Source organism: Bradyrhizobium sp. 14AA (genome assembly GCF_054185205.1).
Map to the genome: position 1 here is coordinate 25,474 of NZ_JAVAYM010000039.1, position 23,099 is coordinate 48,572.

22 protein-coding genes and 1 pseudogene are annotated in these 23,099 nt (G+C 65.9%); 16 read left to right on the top strand and 7 right to left on the bottom strand.

The annotated features are described in order from the left end of the window. The first annotated feature begins 13 nt into the window (after positions 1-13). The 4 genes from napA to RAD15_RS40210 all read left to right on the top strand — a co-directional run bounded on the left by napA (position 14) and on the right by RAD15_RS40210 (position 5,040). Positions 14-2,527, top strand: a complete 2,514-nt coding sequence (gene napA / locus RAD15_RS40195) for a nitrate reductase catalytic subunit NapA (RefSeq protein WP_458184235.1) — start codon at positions 14-16, stop codon at positions 2,525-2,527. After that, on the top strand, positions 2,524-2,994 hold the full coding sequence (locus RAD15_RS40200; RefSeq protein ID WP_458184236.1) for a nitrate reductase cytochrome c-type subunit: 471 nt from the start codon (positions 2,524-2,526) through the stop codon (positions 2,992-2,994). Before napA ends, RAD15_RS40200 begins: the two co-directional genes overlap by 4 nt. Beyond that, on the top strand, positions 2,991-3,644 hold the full coding sequence (locus tag RAD15_RS40205; RefSeq protein ID WP_458184237.1) for a NapC/NirT family cytochrome c: 654 nt from the start codon (positions 2,991-2,993) through the stop codon (positions 3,642-3,644). The genes RAD15_RS40200 and RAD15_RS40205 overlap by 4 nt, the downstream gene beginning before the upstream one ends. Before the next feature lie 280 nt (positions 3,645-3,924). Next, positions 3,925-5,040 (top strand): ATP-dependent DNA helicase, encoded by a 1,116-nt coding sequence (locus RAD15_RS40210; protein ID WP_458184238.1) that lies wholly within the window; start codon positions 3,925-3,927, stop codon positions 5,038-5,040. 127 nt (positions 5,041-5,167) lie between these two features. On the opposite strand, the gene RAD15_RS40215 is transcribed toward RAD15_RS40210, so the two are convergent. After that, positions 5,168-6,868 (bottom strand): caspase family protein, encoded by a 1,701-nt coding sequence (locus RAD15_RS40215; RefSeq protein WP_458184239.1) that lies wholly within the window; start codon positions 6,866-6,868, stop codon positions 5,168-5,170. A gap of 249 nt (positions 6,869-7,117) precedes the next feature. Between RAD15_RS40215 and msrA the strand changes: the two genes are divergently transcribed. The 4 genes from msrA to RAD15_RS40235 all read left to right on the top strand — a co-directional run bounded on the left by msrA (position 7,118) and on the right by RAD15_RS40235 (position 9,062). Continuing rightward, positions 7,118-7,822: a peptide-methionine (S)-S-oxide reductase MsrA gene (msrA, locus tag RAD15_RS40220; RefSeq protein WP_458184240.1), complete on the top strand. Its 705-nt coding sequence runs from the start codon at positions 7,118-7,120 to the stop codon at positions 7,820-7,822. 31 nt (positions 7,823-7,853) lie between these two features. Then, positions 7,854-8,273: a peptide-methionine (R)-S-oxide reductase MsrB gene (msrB, locus tag RAD15_RS40225; protein ID WP_458184241.1), complete on the top strand. Its 420-nt coding sequence runs from the start codon at positions 7,854-7,856 to the stop codon at positions 8,271-8,273. Positions 8,274-8,390: 117 nt separating this feature from the next. Beyond that, the gene (locus RAD15_RS40230; protein WP_458184242.1) at positions 8,391-8,555 is read left to right on the top strand and encodes a DUF3309 family protein; all 165 of its coding nucleotides are present in this window, start codon (positions 8,391-8,393) and stop codon (positions 8,553-8,555) included. A 213-nt stretch (positions 8,556-8,768) separates the two neighbouring features. Further along, positions 8,769-9,062: a hypothetical protein gene (locus tag RAD15_RS40235; RefSeq protein ID WP_458184243.1), complete on the top strand. Its 294-nt coding sequence runs from the start codon at positions 8,769-8,771 to the stop codon at positions 9,060-9,062. 258 nt (positions 9,063-9,320) lie between these two features. On the opposite strand, the gene RAD15_RS40240 is transcribed toward RAD15_RS40235, so the two are convergent. Both RAD15_RS40240 and RAD15_RS40245 read right to left on the bottom strand, forming a co-directional pair. Then, positions 9,321-9,878: a DUF4112 domain-containing protein gene (locus RAD15_RS40240; RefSeq protein ID WP_458184244.1), complete on the bottom strand. Its 558-nt coding sequence runs from the start codon at positions 9,876-9,878 to the stop codon at positions 9,321-9,323. Between the two features lie 61 nt (positions 9,879-9,939). Continuing rightward, entirely contained in the window at positions 9,940-10,365 is a 426-nt protein-coding gene (locus RAD15_RS40245; RefSeq protein ID WP_458184245.1) for a DUF5413 family protein, read from the bottom strand. Positions 10,366-10,509: 144 nt separating this feature from the next. Here RAD15_RS40245 and RAD15_RS40250 point away from each other — a divergent pair, with 144 nt between their 5' ends. The 3 genes from RAD15_RS40250 to RAD15_RS40260 all read left to right on the top strand — a co-directional run bounded on the left by RAD15_RS40250 (position 10,510) and on the right by RAD15_RS40260 (position 11,585). Further along, positions 10,510-10,752, top strand: a complete 243-nt coding sequence (locus tag RAD15_RS40250) for a hypothetical protein (RefSeq protein WP_458184246.1) — start codon at positions 10,510-10,512, stop codon at positions 10,750-10,752. An 82-nt stretch (positions 10,753-10,834) separates the two neighbouring features. Then, positions 10,835-11,062: a hypothetical protein gene (locus RAD15_RS40255; RefSeq protein ID WP_458184247.1), complete on the top strand. Its 228-nt coding sequence runs from the start codon at positions 10,835-10,837 to the stop codon at positions 11,060-11,062. A 247-nt stretch (positions 11,063-11,309) separates the two neighbouring features. After that, positions 11,310-11,585, top strand: coding sequence for a hypothetical protein (locus RAD15_RS40260; RefSeq protein WP_458184248.1), 276 nt, complete (start codon positions 11,310-11,312; stop codon positions 11,583-11,585). Between the two features lie 172 nt (positions 11,586-11,757). Here RAD15_RS40260 and RAD15_RS40265 read toward each other — a convergent pair whose 3' ends face one another. Then, positions 11,758-13,377 carry a hypothetical protein gene (locus RAD15_RS40265; RefSeq protein WP_458184249.1) on the bottom strand — a complete coding sequence of 540 codons (1,620 nt, stop codon included), beginning with the start codon at positions 13,375-13,377 and terminating at the stop codon, positions 11,758-11,760. Positions 13,378-13,414: 37 nt separating this feature from the next. Further along, positions 13,415-14,707, bottom strand: a complete 1,293-nt coding sequence (locus tag RAD15_RS40270; protein ID WP_458184250.1) for an adenylosuccinate synthase — start codon at positions 14,705-14,707, stop codon at positions 13,415-13,417. Positions 14,708-15,066: 359 nt separating this feature from the next. Here RAD15_RS40270 and mgtA point away from each other — a divergent pair, with 359 nt between their 5' ends. Together mgtA and RAD15_RS40280 are read left to right on the top strand one after the other, a co-directional pair. Further along, positions 15,067-17,577, top strand: coding sequence for a magnesium-translocating P-type ATPase (mgtA, locus tag RAD15_RS40275; protein WP_458184251.1), 2,511 nt, complete (start codon positions 15,067-15,069; stop codon positions 17,575-17,577). Between the two features lie 159 nt (positions 17,578-17,736). Beyond that, positions 17,737-18,669: a DMT family transporter gene (locus RAD15_RS40280; RefSeq protein ID WP_458184252.1), complete on the top strand. Its 933-nt coding sequence runs from the start codon at positions 17,737-17,739 to the stop codon at positions 18,667-18,669. 72 nt (positions 18,670-18,741) lie between these two features. Here RAD15_RS40280 and RAD15_RS40285 read toward each other — a convergent pair. Further along, positions 18,742-19,145 (bottom strand): annotated as a pseudogene (locus tag RAD15_RS40285) (VOC family protein). Positions 19,146-19,264: 119 nt separating this feature from the next. Next, on the bottom strand, positions 19,265-19,669 hold the full coding sequence (locus RAD15_RS40290; RefSeq protein WP_458184253.1) for a hypothetical protein: 405 nt from the start codon (positions 19,667-19,669) through the stop codon (positions 19,265-19,267). Between the two features lie 160 nt (positions 19,670-19,829). Between RAD15_RS40290 and RAD15_RS40295 the strand changes: the two genes are divergently transcribed. The 3 genes from RAD15_RS40295 to RAD15_RS40305 all read left to right on the top strand — a co-directional run bounded on the left by RAD15_RS40295 (position 19,830) and on the right by RAD15_RS40305 (position 22,876). After that, complete coding sequence (locus RAD15_RS40295) at positions 19,830-20,366, top strand: TetR/AcrR family transcriptional regulator (RefSeq protein ID WP_458184254.1); 537 nt, start codon at positions 19,830-19,832, stop codon at positions 20,364-20,366. Between the two features lie 358 nt (positions 20,367-20,724). Then, a complete protein-coding gene (locus tag RAD15_RS40300; protein ID WP_458184255.1) occupies positions 20,725-21,660 on the top strand; it encodes a DMT family transporter in 936 nt (311 codons plus the stop codon). A gap of 238 nt (positions 21,661-21,898) precedes the next feature. Beyond that, a complete protein-coding gene (locus RAD15_RS40305) occupies positions 21,899-22,876 on the top strand; it encodes a Bug family tripartite tricarboxylate transporter substrate binding protein (RefSeq protein ID WP_458184256.1) in 978 nt (325 codons plus the stop codon). The last annotated feature ends 223 nt before the right edge of the window (positions 22,877-23,099 follow it).

A 23,099-nucleotide genomic window follows, 5' to 3' on the forward strand; every position in this document is an offset into this window, starting at 1 on the left:
CGGGAGAGCCATCATGACATCGCCAAAGCTCGACCGCCGCCAGATGCTGAAGCTCGAGGCCGCCGCGATTGCGGCTGCCGCAGCAGGCATGCCGGCTCCGGCGCTCGCCGCCAATCTCGTCACGGAGCGCGACAACAGCGAAATGAAATGGGACAAGGCCGCCTGCCGCTTCTGCGGCACCGGCTGCTCGGTGATGGTCGCGACCAAGGACAATCGCGTCGTCGCCACCCATGGCGACATCAAGGCCGAGGTCAATCGCGGCCTCAACTGCGTCAAGGGCTACTTCCTCTCCAAGATCATGTACGGCCACGACCGCCTGACGCAGCCGATGCTGCGCAAGACGGGCGGCAAATACGACAAGAACGGCGAGTTCACGCCCGTGTCCTGGACCGAAGCCTTCGACATCATGGAGGCGAAGTGGAAGGAAGCGTTCAAGAAGCGCGGGCCGAACGGCGTCGCCATGTTCGGCTCCGGCCAGTGGACGATCTGGGAAGGCTATGCCGCCTCGAAGCTGTTCAAGGCCGGCTTCCGCACCAACAACATCGATCCCAATGCGCGGCATTGCATGGCCTCGGCCGTCGCCGGCATGATGCGCACCTTCGGCATCGACGAGCCGCCCGGCTGCTATGACGACATCGAGGCGACCGATGCCTTCGTGCTGTGGGGCTCCAACATGGCGGAGATGCACCCCATCCTGTGGACGCGCCTCGCCGACCGCCGGCTGTCCGCGCCGCATGTCCGCGTCGCCGTGCTCTCCACCTTCGAGCACCGCTCGTTCGACCTCGCCGACATCGGCATGGTGTTCAAGCCGCAGACCGACCTCTACATCCTCAACGCCATCGCCAACCACATCATCAAGACCGGCCGGGTGAACAAGGACTTCGTTGCCGCGCATACGATTTTCAGGCGGGGGCAGACCGATATCGGCTACGGCTTGAGGCCGGAGCACCCGCTGCAGAAGAAGGCGACCGGCGCGGCCAAGGCCAACGACTCCACCGACATGAGCTATGACGAGTACGTCAAGTTCGTGTCGGACTACACGCTGGAAAAGGCGGCCGAGATGTCCGGCGTGCCGCTGAACCGGCTGGAGGCGCTGGCCGAGCTCTATGCCGATCCCAAGACCAAGGTGGTCTCGTTCTGGACCATGGGCTTCAACCAGCACACCCGCGGCGTCTGGTGCAACAACCTCGTCTACAACATCCATCTTCTGACCGGAAAGATTTCCTCGCCCGGCAACAGCCCGTTCTCGCTCACCGGCCAGCCCTCGGCCTGCGGCACCGCGCGCGAGGTCGGCACCTTCTCGCACCGCCTGCCGGCCGACATGGTCGTGACCAACAAGGCGCATCGCGACCACGCCGAGCACCTCTGGCTGCTGCCGGAAGGCACCATTCCCGACAAGAACGGCGCGCACGCCGTGCTGCAAAGCCGGATGCTGAAGGACGGCCTGATCAACGCCTATTGGGTGCAGGTCAACAACAACCTCCAGGCCGGTCCCAACGCCAACGAAGAGACCTATCCGGGCTTCCGCAACCCCGACAATTTCATCGTGGTCTCGGACGCCTATCCCTCGGTGACCGCGCTTGCCGCCGACCTGATCCTGCCGACCGCGATGTGGGTGGAAAAGGAAGGCGCTTACGGCAATGCCGAGCGGCGCACGCAGTTCTGGCACCAGCTCGTCACCGCGCCCGGCGAGGCCAAGTCCGATCTGTGGCAGCTCATGGAGTTCTCCAAGCGCTTCAAGATCGAGGAGGTCTGGCCCGAGGAGCTGATCGCCAAGAAGCCGGACGTTCGCGGCAAGACGCTGTTCGACGTGCTCTACAAGAACGGCCAGGTCGACAAGTTTCCGGCGACGGAGATCGAGGCAGGCTACGGCAACGAAGAATCCAAGGCGTTCGGCTTCTACGTCCAGAAGGGACTCTTTGAAGAGTATGCCTCGTTCGGCCGCGGCCATGGCCACGACCTCGCGCCGTTCGACACCTATCACCGCGAGCGCGGACTGCGCTGGCCCGTCGTCAACGGCCAGGAAACGAAATGGCGTTTCCGCGAGGGCAGCGACCCCTACGTCAAGCAGGGCACGGACGTGCAGTTCTACGGCTATCCCGACGGCAAGGCGCGCATCTTCGCGCTGCCCTACGAGCCGCCGGCGGAATCGCCCGACAACGAATATCCCTACTGGCTCTCGACCGGCCGCGTGCTGGAACACTGGCACTCCGGCACCATGACGCGCCGCGTGCCCGAGCTCTACAAGGCGTTCCCCGAAGCCGTCTGCTTCATGCATCCCGATGACGCGCAGGACATGAAGCTGCGCCGCGGCGACGAGGTGAAGGTGGTCTCCCGCCGCGGCTTCATCCGCGCCCGGGTCGAGACCCGCGGCCGCGACCGGCCGCCGCGCGGCCTCGTCTTCGTGCCGTGGTTCGACGAATCCAAGCTGATCAACAAGGTGACGCTGGACGCCACCGATCCGATCTCGCTGCAAACCGACTACAAGAAATGCGCCGTGCGCATCGAGCGGGTGAACCTGTCATGATGAAACGATCCGCAATCGCCCTGCTCGCCTTCGCGATCGCCGCGGGCGCGAGCTCCCTGACCGCGCAGACGGTGACGTCGGGCCTGCGCGGCCCGACCCCGCTCAATGACGAGGGCCCGGCGCCGCCGATGCTGCCGAACCGCAACACCTCCGAGAGGGAGTCGCGGAACTATCCGGAGCAGCCTCCGGTGATCCCGCACAATATCGACGGCTACCAGATCGATCTCAACGGCAACAAGTGCCTGTCCTGCCACGCGCGGGCGCGCACGGCGGAATCGCAGGCGCCGATGCTCTCGATCACGCATTTCATGGACCGTGACGGCCAGTTCCTGGCCTCGATGTCGCCGCGCCGCTTCTTCTGCACCGAATGCCACGTGCCGCAGAACACCGCCAATCCGCCCGTCAGCAACGACTTCACCGACATCGACACGCTGCTGTCGCGCGCCAGCCCCGGTGGCCGCCGATGACGACGACCGCCGATGATCCCGATGCGGAGCTGAAAGCCAAACGCGGCTTCATCGCACGAAGCTGGGACTTTGCGCTGGAGCTCTGGCGGGTGCTGACCCGGCCGAGCTCGGTGTTCGCCCTCGGCACCCTGGTCCTCGCCGGTTTCGTTGCGGGCGTGATCTTCTGGGGCGGCTTCAACACCGCGCTGGAAATCACCAACACCGAGAAGTTCTGCACCGGCTGCCACGAGATGAAGGACAACGTCTACGCCGAGTTGAAATCCACCATCCACTTCAGCAACCGTTCCGGCGTGCGCGCGACCTGTCCGGACTGCCACGTGCCGCACAACTGGACCGACAAGATCGCGCGCAAGATGCAGGCCTCCAAGGAAGTCTGGGGCAAGATCTTCGGCACGATCGACACCCGCGAGAAATTCCAGGATCATCGCCTCGAGCTCGCCGCGCACGAATGGGCGCGGTTCAAGGCCAACGATTCCCTGGAATGCCGCAACTGCCACAGCGCCGATTCCATGGACATCACCAAGCAGTCGCCGCGGGCCTCGGTGGCGCACCAGCGCTTCCTGTTCACCAAGGAAAAGACCTGCATCGACTGCCACAAGGGCATCGCCCACCACCTGCCCGACATGCGCGGCGTCCCGGGCTGGCAGTAGGACGATCTGCTCCTGGCGGGGCCTGAACAAGCGCCTCGTCCTTCGAGACGACCGCTTGCGCGGTCTCCCCAGGATGAGGCTGGGCGGCATCTTTTCCCGTGAAAACTGCCGCCCCGCACTCCGTCCTCATCCTGAGGGCCCGCCAAAGGCGGGCGTCTCGAAGGATGGGCCGCGGGGAAACGGCCTTGGAATGCGATGGCCCTGCGCTTGAACCGGCGGGGCGAATGGTTAGTTTTGGGGGATGGCGAATCGCCTCGTTTCGCCCTTCCTCAAGACAGATATGGCCAGTTTCACACCGCATCAGGATGCCGCTCTCAAGGCCGTCGGCGACTGGCTGAAGGCCAAGCCGGGCCGCAATGGCACGCCGCCGATCTTCCGCCTGTTCGGCTTTGCCGGCACCGGCAAGACCACGCTGGCGCGGCACATCGCCGAGGGCGTCGACGGCGAAGTGAAATTCGCCGCCTTCACCGGCAAGGCGGCCCTCGTCATGCGCAACAAGGGCTGCGACGAGGCCTCCACCATCCACTCCCTGATCTACCGCACCCGCGAATCCGGCGAGGAGCAGCCGAGCTTCGAGCTGTGGGACGACGCGCCGGCCTCGAAAGCCAAGCTGATCGTGATCGACGAATGCTCGATGGTCGACGCCGAATTGGGCCGCGACCTGATGTCGTTCGACTGCCCCCTGCTCGTGCTCGGCGATCCCGCGCAGCTGCCGCCGATCCAGGGCGGCGGCTTCTTCACCAACACCGAACCGGACGCGATGCTGACCGAGGTGCACCGCCAGGCCCAGGACGATCCCATCGTGCGGATGTCGATGGACGTCCGCGAGGGACGCGAGCTCGACATCGGCCGCTACGGCGAGAGCGAGGTGGTGTCGCGCAAGGAGCTCGATCCCGATCGCGTCATGGGTGCCGACCAGGTCCTGGTCGGCCGCAACAACACGCGACGCGCGTACAATATGCGGGTGCGGCAGCGCCAGAACATCGAGGATCCGTTTCCGGTCGCCGGCGACAAGCTGGTCTGCCTGCGCAACAACCGCAAGAAGGCGCTGTTCAACGGCGGCCTGTGGCGCGTGAAGTCGCGCAACGCCTCGCGCTCGAAATCGCGCATCCTCAGCATGCGGCTGTCGCCGGACGAGGATTTTGGGCACAAGGTGACGAAGGTCTCGGTGCGTGCCGACTGCTTCGAGGGCGGCGTCGAGCAGATCGCCTGGGAACAGCGCAAGCCCTATGACGAGTTCGACTACGGCTACGTGCTGACCGTGCACAAATCGCAGGGCTCGCAATGGGACGACGTCGTGCTGTTCGACGAGAGTTTTGCGTTTCAGGATAGCCGCGCCAGGTGGCTGTACACGGGCATCACGCGGGCGGCGAAGCGGTTGAGTATCGTGGTGTGACGCTGCCGTAGGGTGGGTTAGCCGAAGGCGTAACCCACCTCTTCTGTCTCCGCGGATACCAACATGGTGGGTTACGCCGAGCAGATGCGCTTTGCGCATCTGCAGGGCTAACCCACCCTACGAACCCTCACTTCCCCGCCACAAAATAAAAATCCTCGCGTCCCGGCGGCGAGCCGTACGAAAACGGCTGCTGCTCGTGCTTGGTCACGGCCCAGACGTCGTCGCGGACGATGTCGAACAGCTTTCGGATCTCGACCTTCGGCTCCTTGATCTCGCGGGCGAGCGCGGTGGCGAACGGGCTGTTGGCGTTGCCGTCACCGTCCATCGCGGTCTCGCCGTGCTTGGCGGCATAGACCACCATGAAGCCGGCGCCGGGCTCGATGTTGGAAAAGCCCTTGTCGACCAGCTTCAGCGACAACGTCCGCTGCATGGTGGGCGCGAACGGATTGTCACGGCAGGCATCCAGCACCACCAGACGCATTTTTCGCGCGGCACCGACGGCGGCGATCACCTGCTCCAGCGCCACCGCCTGGGTCTCGGCGTCCCTGTCGGCGGCGAGCTTGGCATCGACGGGAACGAGATAGTTCACCCCACCGATCTCGAAGCCGTGGCCAGCGTAATAGACCACGGCCCAGTCGGCTTTCTCCGCTTCGGCGGCGAAACTCTGCAGCGCTTCGAAGAACTTGTCGCGGGTGAGATCGCTGACGGAGATCACGGTCTGGAAGCCGACGTCGCGCAGCACGCCTGCGATCAGTTTCGAGTCGCGCGTTGGATTGGGCAGGGCGTGCACGTTCTTGTAGGCGCCGTTGCCGATCACGAGCGCGACACGGCGCCCGGTGGGCACGCCTCCCGGCGTTTGCGGCGTCAGCGCCGCGAGCCGCTCCTGCGCGATGGCGCGGGCGCGCGCGACGTCGAGCTCGTCGAACTTCGTCAGCGAATAGGCCGCCGCGCGGTAGTCGGCGCGCGCCTGGGCGAGATCTTTCCTGCGCTCGTAGATCTGGCCACGACCGGAATGGGCGCGGACGTTGTTGGGGTTGATCTGGATCGCATTGTTGTAGTCCTTCATCGCCGCGTCGAGATCGCCCTTCATCATGCTGACGTCGGCGCGATTGTTGATCGCGTACACGTTTTTCGGCTGCTTCTCGATCAGGCCGTTGCAGTCGGCAAGGGCCTGATCGTACTTGCCCATCATGCCCCAGGTGATGCAGCGGTGGCCGGAGATCTGCGGCGCAGTCGGTTCGATCTTCTCGGCCTCGGCGAAATCGGCGATCGCGCCGTCATAATCCCTGAGCAGCGTGCGGACCCGGGCGCGGTTGGTGTAGCCGAGCAGGAATTTCGGCGCGTATTTGATCGACAGGTTGAAATCGTCGAGCGCGCTCTGCAGCGCATTCCGGCGCAGATGGATGACGCCGCGGTTGTTGTAGGGAACGCCGTAGGCCGGGCGCTTCTGGAGCGCGAGGTTGTAGTCGGCCATCGCCAAATCATCCTGGCCCGTCCGCTCATAGGCGAGGCCGCGCAGGTTGAGCGTGACGACATTGTCGGAGTCGAGGTCGACGGCCATGGACAAGGTTTCGATGGCGTGGACGTAGTCGCGCTTGTTGATCAGCGTGTTGCCGCGCACGGAGAGCGCAACGCCCTTGTCCTTGCCGGTGACCTTGTCGGCCTTCAACAGATTGTCGCAGGCCGTCGCGCGGGCCTGCGTCTCCGCCTGACGGTCGCGGCAAATGGCGAGGTCGTCGCCGGCTTGCGGATCGGCTGCCGCGATCGGCGTGCCGGTGGCCAGAACCGAGAGCAGGACGGCGAGGGTCAGGGAAACGACGCGCAGCATGTTGTCAGGCCAGCTCCAGCCACCATTTTTCTGAGTCGATCATCGATCGTGCGGGTTCATCTAGCGCGGAGTTCCGCATCCCGCCAAGCCGGCTGTCTCACCCCGGCGGTGTTCACGGCCTCGTGTCCGTCCCGGCGTAACAATCGGCGACCGTGGCCGTATCTCGGATGACGCGAAAACGCGGCCGGGCAGGCTGTTCGCCCGGCCCTCGCCGCCCTAGACTGTCATACCCTTCGAAAGAGGATCGTCATGCGCCGACCTGCCATCCTGTCCCTGCTCGCCGCAACCACCGCGCTCTCGTTGGCCTTTGCCGCGCCGTCCCGGGCCGCGGAGGATGCGGTCGTGATCCCCGCCCCCGCCGTGGATGCGGCGCCCGCAAGCGGCATCCAGACCGCCGTGATCGCCGGCGGCTGCTTCTGGGGCGTGCAGGGCGTGTTCCAGCACACCGCGGGCGTCGTCAACGCGGTCTCCGGCTATGCCGGCGGCACCAAGGCGACCGCCGACTACCAGACCGTCTCGAGCGGCCGGACCGGCCACGCCGAGTCGGTCGAAATCAAATTCGACCCGAAGAAGATCTCCTACGGCAAGATCCTCCAGATCTACTTCTCGGTGGCGCACGACCCGACCCAGCTCAACCGCCAGGGCCCCGACACCGGCACGCAATATCGATCAGAGATCTTCACCACCTCCGACGAGCAGAAGAAGGTGGCGGAGGCCTATATCGCCCAGCTCAACGGCGCCAAGGTGTTCAGCAAGCCGATCGTCACCAAGATCGGCGCGCTGAAGGCGTTCTACCCGGCCGAGGCCTATCACCAGGACTATCTGACGCTGCACCCGAACCAGCCCTACATCGCCTATAACGACCTGCCCAAGGTCGAGAACCTGAAAAAGCTGTTCGCGGATAACTACATTGAGAAGCCGACGCTGGTGAGTGCCAGCAAGGCCACCAACTGATCGCGAGATCACCGAAACAAACGGGAGACCCATGCCCGACACCAAGGCAAAAACAACAGACGGCAAAGTCATCAAGAGCGAAGAGCAGTGGCGGCACGAATTGTCGCCGATGCAATACGCGGTGCTGCGCGAGAAGGCGACCGAGCGCCCCTTCACGGGCGAGTACGAGCACGACCACCGCGCCGGCACCTATGTCTGCGCCGGCTGCGGCAACGTGCTGTTCGAATCCGACGCCAAGTTCGATTCCGGCTGCGGCTGGCCGAGCTTCACCGCGCCTGCCGCCGAGAGCCATATCGACGAGGAAAGAGACGTCAGCCACGGCATGATCCGCACCGAGGTGCTGTGCTCCAAATGCAGCGGCCATCTCGGCCATGTCTTCCCCGATGGCCCCGGGCCGACCGGCCTGCGCTACTGCATCAACTCGGCGGCGCTGAAGCTCGAGCCGAAATAATCGAGCAAACCAGGCGCGCTGCCGGGTTCCCTCATGGAACCCGGCGGCGCGATGTGCTTTTCTTCCTCTGGCGGCCTGGCCGACCATCGCAGTCCGGCGGCCGCCAGGGAGGATGCCATGTCAATCGGGACCATCCTGATCATCCTGGTGATCATCTACCTCGTGGGCGGCATGTCCGGCCGGATCGGCGGTTATGGCTATGGCCTCGGCCATTCCGGCATGGGGATTGGCGGCGTCGTGCTGGTGGTGCTGGTCGTGCTGCTGCTTCTTGGCAAGCTATAGACCATATAACTTATTGAATTTATTTGGTTTATTTCGCCTGCGGGGCAGCCATGCGCGGATTCATCATCTCCCATCGCAGGGGTCGCAATTTTGTCAAATCGGCCTATATTAGTGGACGAGAATGACATGTGCGGCGGGCCCGCTCGATTGCGGCTGCTGCCCTCCCAAACCCCACGCGCTTAAAGCCCCAGAGAGATCACGAGGTCTTTGACCATGCGTCCACTGCGTCCGTTCAACTTCAACACCTCCGCCGAACTCTTCCCCGCCGCGATCCGCAAGAAGAAGCGTGCCGGCTTCACCTATCGCCGGTTCGGCACCGCGGCCGAGGCCGTGCAGTTCGCCATGGAGCAGTTGCCGACGGATTCGCTGAACGGCGCCTATCTCCAGGTGGAGGAAGCGCGCTTCGACCAGAACGGCATTCGCTCGCTCTATGAGAGCGAAGCCTTCCCGCTGCCCCGCCGTCCCAAGCCGGCGCCGGCCGTCGAGGCCGACGCCGACGCGGCGTAAGTTTTTCGCCAAGCCCGATGTGCGCTGAAAGCGCGATGGCCGAAAGGCCGTCGCGCTTTTTGCGTTTTGGGGCTTTGGAGTGCCATGCCTCCCCAGCGTCATGGCCGGGCTTGTCCCGGCCATCCACGTCTTAGACCGCGGCACGAAGAACCTGGATGCCCGGGCCTTCGCCTCGCCGAAGCGGCTTCGGCCGCGCAGGCGGGACAAGCCCGGGCATGACGACCATTCGGGCATATTCAATTTCGGAGAGCAGTGCTCCTACATCCTTGGCTGCTTGTCGAGCCAGCGGCGCAAGAGGCGCACGTTGCGCATGTTGGCGCGGAACATGACGTCGAAGGCATCGCCCACGAAAGGCACGATGCCGACCACGCCGTCGACCGCGACGTTGCCGAGCATGCGCGCGGTGATGTACCAGGGCGCCCCCAGCGTGCGGGCCTCGCGCACCAGCCACAGCGAGATCGCGGTGGTGATGATGTCGCCGACGACGGGGATCAGGCCGATCAGCCCGTCGATGCCGTAACGGATGTTGGTGCCGGGCAGGATGAAGGCGACGTCGAGCAGCTTTGCGATCGCCTCGATCCGCGCGATGCGCTGCTCGCGCGTCAGATTGCCGAACGGACTACCGGCAAACGGATTGTCCTTGCCGAACTCGAAGCGAAACTCGCGAAAGCCCTGCTCCAGCGTTTCGGGGCGGATCTCGTGCCCCTCCTGATCGATGATCGGCCCGCGCGCCTCGCCGCCCGAGAAGGTCGCGCGCGAATGGCCCCCGGAACGGGATTTTCGCGGCGCAAGAATGTCGTCGTCAGACATGGTCATAACCTGAGGGAAACGCGCCAACGCGGCGGAGGTTGCTGCACTGCGCCCGAACGCCGCGCGTTCAGGTCGGTGCCGCCGCCGGTTGCGGCTCCTCGATATATCGATGCACGAGCCAGGACGAAATCACCGCCGGCGCGAACCCGACGAGGCCGTACAGGATGAACTGCACCGCGCCCGAATCCGGCCCGCGCGAGCTGTAGGTCAGCGACGCCAGCACGAAGGCGAACAGGCCGACGAGGAGCATCCGCAAGCCCGGTCCGATCCGCCGGATGTGGATCAGGATGTCGTCGACCGCGCCGATCATCAGCGACGGCAGGAAGCCGAACAGATAGCTGTATTGCAGGGTCTTGAAGAACACCACGAACAGCTTGCCGACCTCGCCGAGGCTGGTCTGGGCCCAGTAGCCGGACTGATAGGTCGTCGTCAGCAGCAGCAGGAACCCGCCGACGAACGGGCCGACCAGCGCAAACACCAGATAGCGTTTCATCAAACACCCTCACACTTCGCCAGTGTTATAGCAGCGCCGCGGGAACCTTGAATAGCGGGCCGCAGGCCCTGCCTTCAGGGGAACAAGTGGCAAGGCGACGAGTTCAGACAGGACTTGAATTTCCCTGTCAGACTGGAGCCGCCGATGGTCCGCAAATTTGTTCTGGCGACGATCGCGCTGGCAGCCCTGAGCGGGCTGTCGAACGCACCCGTTCTCGCGCAAGGCCATTCCGGCACGCCGCAGGAACAGAACGCCTGCTCGCGGGACGCATCGCGCTTGTGCCGCAAGGACCTCGGCAATGACGGTGCGGTGCAGAGCTGCCTGCAAGCCAACCGGGCCAAGCTGTCGCGGTCCTGCAGCAAGGTCTTTCAGAGCCACGGCATGTGAGGAGACCGGAACCACGCCTGGCAAACCATTCTTGGCAAACCATTCTTGGCAAACCATCCTTTGGCGAACGGAGACTGAAGCCATGCTGCGCGACGAACAGCTCTCGATCCTCAGGGACATCAGCCTATCCGTCGCCTTCGCCGACGACAGGCAGGGCAAGATGGGGCAGCTGATCGCCGAAGGCTACGTGATGAAGGACGGCGATCTGTTCGAGCTCACCGCAAAGGGCGCCACCGCCGTCGAGGAACACGCCGCAGCACTCGGTGCGAGCGAGGAACAAGCGAGCGCATCCTCTGATCGACCGATCTGATCGCACGCGACGTGACTCACGTGCAACAATTGCGAATTCCTTCGCGCCGACCATTGCAGCCGCGTGACAATGGCGCATACTTCGCTCGGGCGGCGCAGCACTTTTCGATTCGACAATCAAGAAATCGAGCGACCACATGCGGGATTGAGTTCCCGGCGTGAAGGCTGCGACATGCGGCAGATCAAGCCGCGTGCGGCGTCCCAAAACCAAGTGGCTCAAGCCCACGGAACTCGGGGACGTATTCTTCATGGCACGCTATCAAACGATCGCAACTCTCTTCGCTCTCGCCACCACCACCCTCGCACTCCAGACATCGCCCGGCCTCGCCTTCTCGTCCGAAGCGCAGCAGATGTGCTCGGCCGATGCGATGCGGCTGTGCTCCAGTGAAATCCCTGACATCCCCAGGATCACCGCCTGCATGGTGCGGAACAAGTCGCAGGTCAGCCCCGGCTGCCGCGCCGTGATGGACCGCGAGCACGCCGCCACAGCCGCATCGCGCAAGCGCGAAGCTGCGGCGCAGTAGCGCCGGCTATCCCGTAGCGTCCGTCATGGCCGGGCTTGTCCCGGCCATCCACGCCTCGCTCCAAGGCACAAAGAACGCGGATGCCCGGGCCTTCGCCTCGCCGAAGCGGCTTCGGCCGCGCAGGCGGGACAAGCCCGGGCATGACGATCTTCTTCGGTAGCAAGAGAAGAGCTCAATCGCCCCACTGCGCGAAGGCCTCGTTGAAGGCGCGCTCGCCGGGGGCGCCCTTCTCGATGGCGATGATGGCGCGGCGCTGGTTGGCGTAGACCAGCGGCACGTCGAACCACGAGCGCTCCTTCAGGAGCTGCACGTTGCGGGCGCGGTCGGCGTCGACATTGGAGAGGCCGACAAGGAAGAAGCCGTCGGTGACCTTGACCGCGAGGCCCGCGAGCGGCGTGCCACGCGCCTGCTCGTTCGACTTCATCAAAATGCCCGGCACGTTGGAGACACTGCCGCCCGGGAAATCCGGCGGCAGGATGAACGTCAGCTCCGCGGTGTGACTCGCCGGCAGCGACGAGTCGGTGTTGCGGCGGAACGACATCGTCATCTTGAACTTGCGGTCGGGAATCTCGATGTCGGCGCGCACGGCGACGTCGGCCTTCTGGGCGCCCGACGCCTTGATCGGCTCGAGCCGCCACACCACCGAGCCGACATATTGCTTGCCCTTCGGATCGGACGGGTCCTCGTCATAGAGCACGACCTTCTGCGCGACAGGCGCGACCGGCTGGTCGCTCGCGGAAGGCTGGCCGACGCGGTCGGGAATCTTGGGCTTGCTCTGCGGCTGCGACGGATCCTTCGGCGCCTCCACCACCTGGGTCGCGGACGGCTTGATGAAGCCGTTGACGGTCTGGACCAGCTGCTTGCCCCAGAGAATGCCGGCACCGACCAGGATCAGCACGATGCCGACGGCGATCGCACTCTTGAACGGGAACATCGAGCCGGTGCGGGCGCGCTTCTTGGCTTCACGCTCGGGCGCGATGCGCGGACGCGGCGACGGCGGCTGCGGCGTGTAGCGCTCCGCCTCCTCGATCGACTCGTCGTAGGAATAGGGCGCATCGCCTTCGCCCGCGCGGTTTTCAAGGCTCGGCTCCAGCCGGTCGAATTCCGGCGAGGGCGAGGGCACGTTGGCGTAGGTGCGGCGCGCGGCGCGGCTCGCCTGCGCGGCGGCGCCGCCGAGATCGTTGGCATCGGCCGTGATGTCGCGGAAGCCGCGCACGCCCGGTGCCGGCGGCAGCGGCGGCGGCGGACCGACGTCCGGCGGACGGCGCCCACCGGCGCGATCACGACCAGCCGGCGGAGGCGCCGGCGGCTCCGGCGGCGGCGGAGCGGACGGACCCTGCTGACGCGGGGCGTCGAAACGCGGAGCCCGCGGCGGACGCTGGGCGTCGCCCTGATCATCGACGTTGAAGGACGGGCGGTCGGCGCGCGGTGGCGGCGGCGCCGGACGGGTACGCGGCGGGGCAGCGCCTTGAGGTGCGGGCGAGTTGCCCTCGGTCGCACGGGTGCTGGCCCGGCGGAAGGCGTCGCCGCTGCCGCCGCTACGGGCACCGCCACCGGGGCGCGAGGCCTCGCGGGCACGCTGGGCGGCTTCCGATTCGACCTTGCGGACGGCCTCTTCCAGCGACAGCCGTTCGCGGGTGATCTCGGATTCGGAGAGCGGCGGCTGCACGCTGCGCAGCTGCGCGATCAGCGCCGTGCGCGCCCGCTCATAGAGCGCGCGACGGCTTTCGCCGGGAGCGTTGGGGTCCAGGGCGGCAATAGCGCGGGCGATCAGCGGGTAGTAATCAGCCATTTCTACTCAACTATACGCGCGTCCCGGTAAGAGATCGTTAAGCCTCAAACGGATTTTGCACCAGGATAGTATCCTCGCGTTCGGGGCTGGTGGAAAGCAGTGCGACCGGGCACCCCACCAATTCCTCGATCCGGCGGACGTATTTGATGGCCTGGGCCGGCAGGTCGGCCCAGGAGCGGGCGTTGGCGGTCGGCTCCTTCCAGCCCTCGATGGTCTCGTAGATCGGCTCGACCCGGGCCTGGGCGCCCTCGCCGGCCGGGAAATGGTCGATCTCCTTGCCGTCGAGCTTGTAGCCGGTGCAGACCTCGATCGTGTCGAAGCCGTCGAGGATGTCGAGCTTGGTCAGCGCGAGACCGTTGATGCCGCAGGTGCGGACCGCCTGGCGGACCAGCACGGCGTCGAACCAGCCGCAACGGCGCGGACGGCCGGTATTGGTGCCGAACTCGCGGCCGCGCTCGCCGATCTTGCGGCCTGTCTCGTTGTCCTGCTCGGTCGGGAACGGGCCCTGGCCGACGCGGGTCGTATAGGCCTTGCAGAGACCCAGCACGTAGCCGACCGCGCCCGGCCCGAGGCCGGCGCCGGTCGCGGCCTGCGCCGCCACCGTGTTGGACGAGGTGACGTACGGATAGGTGCCGTGGTCGACGTCGAGCAGCGCGCCCTGCGCGCCCTCGAACAGCATGCGCTTGCCTTCACGGCGCTTGATGTCGAGCAGCCGCCACACCGTCTCGGCGTAAGGCAGCAGTTGCGGCGCCAGCGCGCTCAGTTCCTTCAAAATCTCCTTGCCGTCGAACTCCGGCAGATTGAGACCGCGGCGCAAGGCGTTGTGGTGAGCCAGCAGCCGGTCGATCTTGTGCGGGAGCGTGTCGAGGTCGGCGAGGTCCATCAGGCGGATGGCGCGGCGGCCGACCTTGTCCTCGTACGCGGGACCGATACCGCGGCGCGTGGTGCCGATCGCGGTCGCCGCGTTGGAGGACTCGCGCAGGGCATCGAGCTCACGGTGCAGCGGCAGGATCAGGGTGACGTTCTCGGCGATGCGCAGATTCTCCGGAGAGACCGCAACGCCCTGCGCCCTGAGCTTGCTCGCCTCGTCGAGGAAGGCGGCGGGGTCGAACACCACGCCGTTGCCGATCACCGACAGCTTGTGCTCGCGCAGCACGCCGGAGGGCAGCAGCGCCAGCTTGTAGGTCTTGCCGTTGATGACCAGCGTGTGGCCGGCGTTATGGCCGCCCTGGAAACGGACGACGATGTCCGCCTGCTCCGACAACCAGTCGACGATCTTGCCCTTCCCTTCGTCGCCCCATTGGGCGCCGACGACGACAACATTGGCCATTCGCGGGTAATCCCTATTCAATCTGTCTCTAGGAGGCATGATCCTCGCGGAAAACCGGTGCCCACTTTTCCGGGATCATGCCTGCGCCCAGCCCTATCGGCGGCCGAAGCCGCCCGCACGCAAGGCAGCCAACCGGATAAAGGAAGCAGCCCCTCTAGGCAAGCAAGAACGGGGCATTTTCACGGGGCAAGGCGGGGCCCAAGCCTTTGATATCCCCTTAAAATCTCGCAACCTTCGGGATCCGGGGGCGGCAGAATTGACGCGCATCAACCGTTCCGGGGCGGGATTGCGCCAAAGGAGGGCTGACACCTCGGCAGCTTACCCTCCCCCGGCCCCGAGGCCTCCGTATCGGACATGCCGTGACCAAGCCACCGAGCAACCAGGCGAGCCAATTCTCGAGCCAATTCTGGCGCCTGTCGACCGACGCGCTCTGCACCCGGCTCGGCTGCTCCCTGCAGGGCCTAAGCGCGACCGAAGCCGCCGGCCGCCTCCGCCGCTTCGGGCCGAACAGCGACGCGCCGCCACGCATCGAGGGCGCTGCCCGCGCGATCCTGCGCCGGCTGCTCGAGCCGCTCTCGCTGATCCTGCTGGTCGCCGGCATCGTCTCGATGCTGACGGGCGACGACATCGGCGGGCTCATCATCGTCCTGATTCTCTCGCTCTCGATCGGGCTCGACACCGTCCAGGAGGGCCATGCGGTCCGCGCCGCCGAGATCCTCCGCCGCTCGGTGGCGCTGAAGGCCGAGGTCAGGCGCGACGGCGCCTTCGGAGAGATCGACGTCGATCGGGTCGTGCCGGGCGATCTCCTGCGCGTCCGGGCCGGCGACATCATCCCGGCAGACGCGCTGATCCTGGAGAGCACCGCCTTCACCGCGGGCGAGGCGGCGCTCACCGGCGAGCCCTATCCCGTGCCGAAGCGCGCCGGCGCCGTCACCGATCCCGACGACAGGTCGAACGCGCTGTTCCGCGGCGCCGTGGCCCAGACCGGCGAGGCGATCGCGCTCGTGGTCAGGACCGGCCGCGACACCGTGTTCGGAGCAGCGGCCTCCGCGCTGGCCGAGACGCAGGCGCGCTCCCCCTTCGAACGCGATTTGCGCGAATTCGGCCTCGTGGTCGCGCGCGCCACGCTGGCGCTGGTGCTGGTCGTGCTCACCGTTCGCGTGGTGTCCGGCCGCGAGGTTCTCGACTCGCTGCTGTTCGCGGTCGCGCTCGCGGTCGGGCTGACGCCGGAGCTGCTGCCGATGATCACCACGGTGACGCTGTCGCGCGGCGCACTGCGCATGGCCGGCCGCAAGGTCATCGTGAAGCGGCTGGCCGCGATCCACGATCTCGGCGCCATGACCGTGCTGTGCACGGACAAGACGGGCACACTGACCTCGGCCGAGATCACGCTCGCCAGGAGCCTCGACGCCGAGGGCAAGGACGACGCCCGCGCCGCGGAGCTCGGCGCCATCGCGGCATCGCTCGGCGGCGATCGCGGCTCGCTCGATGCCGCGCTCGTCGCCGGACGGCCGAACGCCGCGCAAGGCTGGACGCTGGCCGGCCGGCAGGCGTTCGACTTCTCGCGCCGGCTGGGATCGGTGCTCACGACCGGCCCCGAAGGCGCGCTGCTGATCGTCAAGGGCGCGCCGGAAGCCGTGCTCGACTTGTGCAGGATGGACGAGGACGCCCGCACGGCCGCGATGGCACGCGTCGGCGGGCTCGCGAGCGAGGGCCTGCGCACCGTCGCCATCGCCTCGCGGACATGGAGCGGCTCACTGCGCGAGGTCGAGACCGAGGACGAGACCGATCTCGTCTTCGAAGGGCTTTGCGCGTTCGCCGATCCGCCGAAGCCGACGGCTGCGGCGGCGATTGCCCGGCTCGCCGAAAGCGGCGTGCGGCTGAAAATCCTCTCGGGCGACGATCCCGTGGTGGTGAAGCGGCTCGCAGGGCTCGTCGGGCTGAACCCCGAACGGGTGCTGTCGGGGGCCGACATCGCCGAGCTCAGCGACGAGGCGCTCGCGGTGCAGGTGCGCTCCACCGATGCGTTCGGCCGGCTCGCGCCGGACCAGAAGTCGCGCATCGTGAAGGCGCTTCAGGCGGGCGGCGAGGTGGTCGGCTTCCTCGGCGACGGCATCAACGACGCACCGGCGTTGAAGACTGCCGATGTCGGATTGTCGGTCGACGGCGCGACCGGCGTGGCGCAGGCCGCAGCCGACATGATCCTGCTGGCTTCGGATCTCGAAGTCGTCGCCGACGGCGTCGCGGAAGGACGGCGCACCTTCGCCAACATCCTCAAATATGTCCGCATGGGCGCGAGCTCGAACTTCGGCAACATGCTGTCGATGGCCGCGGCTTCGATCGCGCTGCCGTTCCTGCCGATGCTGCCGACGCAGATCCTGCTCAACAATCTGCTCTACGATCTCTCCGAGCTCGGCATTCCCTTCGACCGGGTATCGGCGCAGGCAACGGCGCAGCCGCAGGTGTGGAGCATGTCGCGCCTGGTGCGGTTCGCCGCGATCATGGGACCGCTGTCGTCGGTGTTCGACGCCCTGACCTTCGTCACGCTGCTGTTCCTGTTCAAGGCTTCGCCGGAGGAATTCCGCACCGCCTGGTTCGTCGAATCCATGGCGACGCAGATCCTCGTGATCTTCGTCATCCGCACCAACGGACGGCCCTGGCGCAATTGGCCCGATCCCGCGCTCGCGGCGTCCTCGCTGATCGCGCTGCTCGTCGCGATGGTCCTGCCGTTCACGCCGCTCGGGACCTGGCTCGGCTTCGTCGCACCGCCGCCGATCGTCATCGCCGGCATCGCGCTGCTCGTCGTCCTCTATCTCGCCTGCGCCGAACTGCTGAAGCCGTTCGCGATCCGCCCTGGGCGCAAGGGCTGAGAGAGGTTCCTGTCGCATCGCACCGCGCATGGAGGCGATGCGCCCCGCCCCATTGATATCGGGCCTGTTTCCGTGTCTTTGGACCGTGCCGGGGACGAACCGGCCCGGACCTTTCCGGGCCGGGGCTCCGGCGTATGATGCGGGGCCACAACAATCACAATGTCCGCCACCGGCCAGACCACGGGCACTGAGACATCCGGCCACAACTGGATCGCCAACCAGCCTTATCTGCTGCTCAGCATCACCGCGCTGTGCTGGGCCGGCAATGCCATCGTCGGACGGCTCGCCGCCGGCCACATCCCGCCGGTCACGCTGTCGTTCCTGCGCTGGTTCTTCGCCTTCCTCCTCGTGCTGCCGTTCGCCTGGAAACATCTCGCACAGGACTGGCCGGCGATCCGGGGCAGGCTCGGGCTGATGGTCACGCTCTCGATCACCGGCATCGGCGCCTTCAACACGCTGCAATACTGGGCGCTGGAGCACACCCAGGCGCTCAACACGCTGCTGCTGCAGTCGGCCGCGCCGCTGATCGTGGCGCTGTGGTCGCTGGTCATCCTCGGCATCCGCCTCACCGCGGCGCAGGCGTTCGGCGTGCTGCTGTCGATGTGCGGCGTGCTGACGATCCTGCTGCACGGCGATTTCACCACGCTGTCGAACATCGAGTTCAACAAGGGCGACCTCATCTTCATCGTCGCGCTGATCATCTTCGCGCTCTATTCCGTGCTGACGCTGAAGCGGCCGCCGATGCACGGCCTGTCGTTCCTCGCCTTCACCTTCGGCGCCGGCGCCGCCTGTCTCATTCCGCTGGAGATCTGGGAGCTGACCGCGCGTCCCGTGATGAAGCTCGACGGGCCGAACCTTCTGACCCTGTTCTACGTCGCGGTGTTCCCCTCGACGCTCGCCTATCTCTGCTTCAATCGCGGCGTCCGCCTGATCGGCGCCAACCGCGCCGCGCCGTTCTTCCACGTCGTGCCGGTGTTCGGCTCGATCATGGCGATGGTCTTTTTGGGCGAACACCCGCAGGCGTTCCACTTCATCGGTTTTGCGCTGGTGCTGTCGGGCGTGTTCGCCGCGTCGCGGAAGCAGGCGGGTTAGGCTCGGGACCCATCAAGTTGCACATGTCGGGATGGGTCCGACCTCGGTCGCGCTGAGTGTCGATCGCTGCGATCAGGCGTTCGCTGACGGGTTCATCCATACCATCTCCCAAACATAGCCATCCGGGTCTTCAATGTGTCGGTTGTACATGAAGCCGAGATCCTGCGCCGGGTTGGGATCAGCGCGACCGCCCGCAGCCACGGCGCGAGCCAGCGTGCATCGACGGCATCGCGGTCCTCGACCGTAAGAGCGAACAGGGCCTGGCTGTCGCGTCGCGCGTCGCCGATCTCGCGTTGGGTGAATTCGCGATACTGGTCGTGGATCAGGAGCATCACGCCGATCGCGTCCGAGAACATCAGTGAGGTCGAACTTGCGCCGGAGAATTGGGGATTCACCGCGGCACCCAGCGCCACATAGAACGCGGTCGATGCAGCGAGGTCGCGTACAGGCAGGTTCACCAGGATCATCTTGGACATTGCTTTTCCTTCAAGGACGGGTGGAGACGTGCCATCGTCTGACACCGGCGGAACAGAAAACTCTCAACGCTCACCTCAAGAAGCCGCCGGTCGGCCTCCAGGACGCCCCTCAACCGCATTCAGATGTAGCGCGCCGCGCCCATGCAGAGCGCGGCGATGCCGAGCAGGGCCGCCGCCACGCGCTGGGCGGTGGCGATACGCGAACGCAGGTCCGCCGGATTGCCGGAACCACGACGCAAGGTGATGAGCGCACGGGGACCGATGGCCGCCTGAACGCCGGCCGCGATCAGCGCGCAGACCGCGCCGACTGCAAGCACCTGCTCGGCCGTGCCGAAACTGCCAGAATGAGCGAGATGCCCGAGATAGCCGCCGCTCAGAATCGCAATCGTCGCCGCGCCGAGTTGTGGAAAGACCAGCTGCTCGCCGCCGGCTCCGCCGGTGCGGGCCAGCGCGAAGCTTGATCCCGCCCAGAACACGGACGACAACACGTGAAGCGACAGGGCGATCACGAGGGCAGTTTGCATGGCGAACTCCGAACCGACTTCTGAATTTGATATACACTATGTATAGTCAATACGTCAACAGGATGGCAAGGCCATGCCGAAGCGCAATTATGTAAGCTCCGCGCGGGCTTCCGCGGCGGCGGAGACGCGCGAACGCATCATCGGGGCCGGCGCGGGCCTGTTGCGCAAGGACGCGAGCATCGCAAACTTCTCCCTCGACGTGGTGGCGAAAGCGGCCGGCGTCACGCGGCTGACCGTCTATAATCAGTTCGGCTCGCGGCGTGGATTGCTGGAAGCCGTGTTCGACGACATCGCCCGCCGGGGCGGGCTGTTCGAACTGACCGAGGTGATGGCGATGGCGGATCCGCGCGCCGCGCTCGACCGCGTCGTCGAAATATTCTGTGCGTTCTGGGGGCACGACGCCGCGGTCGGCGGGCTCAACCAGGCCATTGCAACCGATCCCGAATTCGGCGAGGCGCTGCTTGAACGCAACGAGCGCCGACGCGAATTGCTGACCGCGCTGCTGTCGCGCATCGTCGGCAAACACGCGGCAAAGCGCGCCATGCGGGACTCGGTCGATCTGATCTTCGTGCTGACGAGCTATCCGACTTTTGCAGCGCTGAGCCCGCAGCGGTCGACGGAGGAGGTCTGCCGCCTGTTGCAGACGGCCTGCCACGCTGCCGTAGATGTGATGGCTCAAAATGAGCGAAAAAAATGAGTATCGCGGCGTTCTTCTCCCTTCTCCGCTTGTGGGAGAAGGTGACATAGGCGGCGCCCGGCCACCGTTCTTAGGAACGCCGAAGCGAAGCTTCGGCTATGGCGCCGGAGGAATATCTATCCGCGCGCTCAAATAAGAGTTGGACTCGCTGAGAGAGACCTCTCACCCGTCTCGCCGCTATCGCGGCGAGCGACCCTGTCCCGCAAGGGGAGCGGGGGAGAAGCACGCACTGCATCAGGAATGCGTCCAACATATTAGCCACCAACGGCATCTCCTCGGCTCACGCCTGCATTGTAGCATTGCGGCGGCGTGGCTTGTGTCACGACGGCAATCCGGCGCAAGCTCGTATCCGACGCCAATGACGATTGCTTCGCCCGCGCCACCGGCCGCCAATCCGGCCAGTTGGCTCAACAACCAGCCTTATCTGTTGCTCAGCCTGAGCTCGCTGTTCTGGGCCGGCAACATCGTGCTCGCGCGCCATGTCGGCGCGCATGTGCCGCCGCTGACGATGACCACGATCCGCTGGTTCGGCGTGTTCCTGATCCTGTTGCCGTTCGCCTGGCCGCATCTCAAGCGCGACTGGCCTGCCTTGCGCAAGAGCCTGCCGCTGATGCTGTTCCTGTCGCTGGTCGGCTTCGCCTTCAACAACGCGATCTCCTACTGGGCGATGCAATACACGGAGGCGCTGAACGCGCTGCTGATCCAGTCGGCAGGTCCCCTGTTCGTGGCGCTGTGGTCGCTGGTGCTGTTCGGCGTGCGGCTGACGGGCGGGCAGCTCGCCGGCATCGCGGTCTCGCTTCTCGGCGTGCTGATCATCATCCTGCGCGGCGATCTTAGCGCGCTTGCGAGCATCAGCTTCAACAGGGGCGACATCATGTTCGCCTCCTCGCTGGTGGCATTCGGACTCTACTCCGCCTACATCCCGCGCCGGCCAAAGATCCACCAGCTCTCCTTTCTCTCCTTCACCACCTGCTGCGGCGCGACGATGCTGCTGCCTGCGGCGATCTGGGAGGCGGCAAGCGGCCGCGTCCTGCAATTCGACGGGATGACGCTGGCGACGCTGGGCTACATCCTGATCTTTCCCTCGACGCTGGCTTATCTCTTCTTCAACCGCGGCGTGGCGCTGATCGGCCCGAACCGCGCCGCGCCGTTCTTCCATCTGGTGCCGGTGTTCGGCTCGGCGATGGCGATCCTGCTGCTCGGGGAGAAGCTCCAGCCGTTCCACCTGATCGGCTACGCCCTGGTGCTCGCCGGCGTCGTGACCGCATCGCGCCAGGGCTCGACGGTGAAGTAATTCCGCGACGCGGACGTTGCGCTCCCGTGTCCCGGACGCGATGCAGCGCGAAGCGGCGCAGCGCAGAGCCGGGACCCAGATTGCCGCAAGCGTGGGCCCCGGTTCAGCAGCGCATCACGCCGCGAAGAGCGGCGCGCTGCACTGCGCCCGGGGCACGGGAGCAAGTTAACTCGCGCCTTCCGATTTCAACGAGGAGGCGCTAGGTTCCCCGCCAACGAAAAAGAGGGAACGTCCAGACATGCTTTCAGCGTTGATCCGTAACCTGCGCACGATCGGCACCGCCGCGCTGTGCCTTGCCGCCGCCTCCACCGCGCAGGCCGACACTTATCCGAGCCGCAACATCACGCTGGTCTTGCCCTTCGCGGCCGGCAGCGGCACCGACACCACGACGCGGCTGATCTCGCAGCATCTCGCGCAGGCGCTCGGCGTCGGCATCGTCATCGAGAACAAGGCCGGCGCCAACGGCATGATCGCCGCGACCTATGTCGCGCGCGCCGCTCCCGACGGCTACACGCTGCTGGTGACCACCAACACCACGCATTCGGCCAATCCCTATCTGCTCAAGAGCCTCACTTACGACCCCGTCAAGGATTTCACCCCGATCGCACGCACCGGCGATTTGCCCTTCATGCTGGTGATTCATCCCGACGTCCCGGCCAAGACCGTCGGCGAGCTCGTCGCCTACGGCAAGGCCAATCCGGGCAAGCTGAGCTACGCCTCGGGCTCGTCCTCGGCGATCGTGTCGGGTGCGACCTTCGCGCACAATGCCGGGCTCGACCTGTTGCACGTGCCCTACAAGAGCTCGCCGCCGGCGCTCAACGACGTCATGGGCGGCCGCGTCTCGATGATGTTCGTGGACATCCTGACCGGCCTGCCCCACGTCCAGGGCAACGCGCTGCGGGCGCTCGCCGTCACCACCAAGGACCGCACGCCGCTGGTGCCGAACCTGCCCTCGATGCAGGAGGCCGGCGTGCCGGATTTCGACATCTCGTCATGGCAGGGCTATTTCGGCCCCGCCGGCATGCCGAAGGAGATCGTGACGCGGCTCAACGCCGAGATCCGGAAGATCGTCGAGAAGCCGGAGATCAAGGCCCAGCTGGCCACGCTCGGCATGGACGCGTTTTCCGGCACGCCGGAGCAGCTCGGCACGTTCGTGAACGAGCAGCTGGTGCTGTGGGAGCGGCTGATCAGGGACGCGGGAATCGAGAAGCAGTGAGCTGCGTCATTCCGGGGCGCGCGTTAGCGAGAACCCGGAATCTCGAGATTCCGGGTTCGATGCTTCGCATCACCCCGGAATGACGGCACAAATGCAGATGCCCGGGACAAGCCCACGGCTGTCCGGTTCAAAATTATTGGACAGAGCGCATGGCGTTGATTCTACTCGATCCTGGACGTCTGCAAGCGTTCCGGGACACGAATGGAGATCAGCGCCATGCCGC

Excerpts from the sequence above, each read along its gene's own strand:
- napA (WP_458184235.1), top strand. The coding sequence starts at position 14 with ATGACATCGCCAAAGCTCGACCGCCGCCAGATGCTGAAGCTCGAGGCC.
- RAD15_RS40200 (WP_458184236.1), top strand. The coding sequence starts at position 2,524 with ATGATGAAACGATCCGCAATCGCCCTGCTCGCCTTCGCGATCGCCGCG.
- RAD15_RS40205 (WP_458184237.1), top strand. The coding sequence starts at position 2,991 with ATGACGACGACCGCCGATGATCCCGATGCGGAGCTGAAAGCCAAACGC.
- RAD15_RS40210 (WP_458184238.1), top strand. The coding sequence starts at position 3,925 with ATGGCCAGTTTCACACCGCATCAGGATGCCGCTCTCAAGGCCGTCGGC.
- RAD15_RS40215 (WP_458184239.1), bottom strand. The coding sequence starts at position 6,868 with ATGCTGCGCGTCGTTTCCCTGACCCTCGCCGTCCTGCTCTCGGTTCTG.
- msrA (WP_458184240.1), top strand. The coding sequence starts at position 7,118 with ATGCGCCGACCTGCCATCCTGTCCCTGCTCGCCGCAACCACCGCGCTC.
- msrB (WP_458184241.1), top strand. The coding sequence starts at position 7,854 with ATGCCCGACACCAAGGCAAAAACAACAGACGGCAAAGTCATCAAGAGC.
- RAD15_RS40230 (WP_458184242.1), top strand. The coding sequence starts at position 8,391 with ATGTCAATCGGGACCATCCTGATCATCCTGGTGATCATCTACCTCGTG.
- RAD15_RS40235 (WP_458184243.1), top strand. The coding sequence starts at position 8,769 with ATGCGTCCACTGCGTCCGTTCAACTTCAACACCTCCGCCGAACTCTTC.
- RAD15_RS40240 (WP_458184244.1), bottom strand. The coding sequence starts at position 9,878 with ATGACCATGTCTGACGACGACATTCTTGCGCCGCGAAAATCCCGTTCC.
- RAD15_RS40245 (WP_458184245.1), bottom strand. The coding sequence starts at position 10,365 with ATGAAACGCTATCTGGTGTTTGCGCTGGTCGGCCCGTTCGTCGGCGGG.
- RAD15_RS40250 (WP_458184246.1), top strand. The coding sequence starts at position 10,510 with ATGGTCCGCAAATTTGTTCTGGCGACGATCGCGCTGGCAGCCCTGAGC.
- RAD15_RS40255 (WP_458184247.1), top strand. The coding sequence starts at position 10,835 with ATGCTGCGCGACGAACAGCTCTCGATCCTCAGGGACATCAGCCTATCC.
- RAD15_RS40260 (WP_458184248.1), top strand. The coding sequence starts at position 11,310 with ATGGCACGCTATCAAACGATCGCAACTCTCTTCGCTCTCGCCACCACC.
- RAD15_RS40265 (WP_458184249.1), bottom strand. The coding sequence starts at position 13,377 with ATGGCTGATTACTACCCGCTGATCGCCCGCGCTATTGCCGCCCTGGAC.
- RAD15_RS40270 (WP_458184250.1), bottom strand. The coding sequence starts at position 14,707 with ATGGCCAATGTTGTCGTCGTCGGCGCCCAATGGGGCGACGAAGGGAAG.
- RAD15_RS40280 (WP_458184252.1), top strand. The coding sequence starts at position 17,737 with ATGTCCGCCACCGGCCAGACCACGGGCACTGAGACATCCGGCCACAAC.
- RAD15_RS40290 (WP_458184253.1), bottom strand. The coding sequence starts at position 19,669 with ATGCAAACTGCCCTCGTGATCGCCCTGTCGCTTCACGTGTTGTCGTCC.
- RAD15_RS40300 (WP_458184255.1), top strand. The coding sequence starts at position 20,725 with ATGACGATTGCTTCGCCCGCGCCACCGGCCGCCAATCCGGCCAGTTGG.
- RAD15_RS40305 (WP_458184256.1), top strand. The coding sequence starts at position 21,899 with ATGCTTTCAGCGTTGATCCGTAACCTGCGCACGATCGGCACCGCCGCG.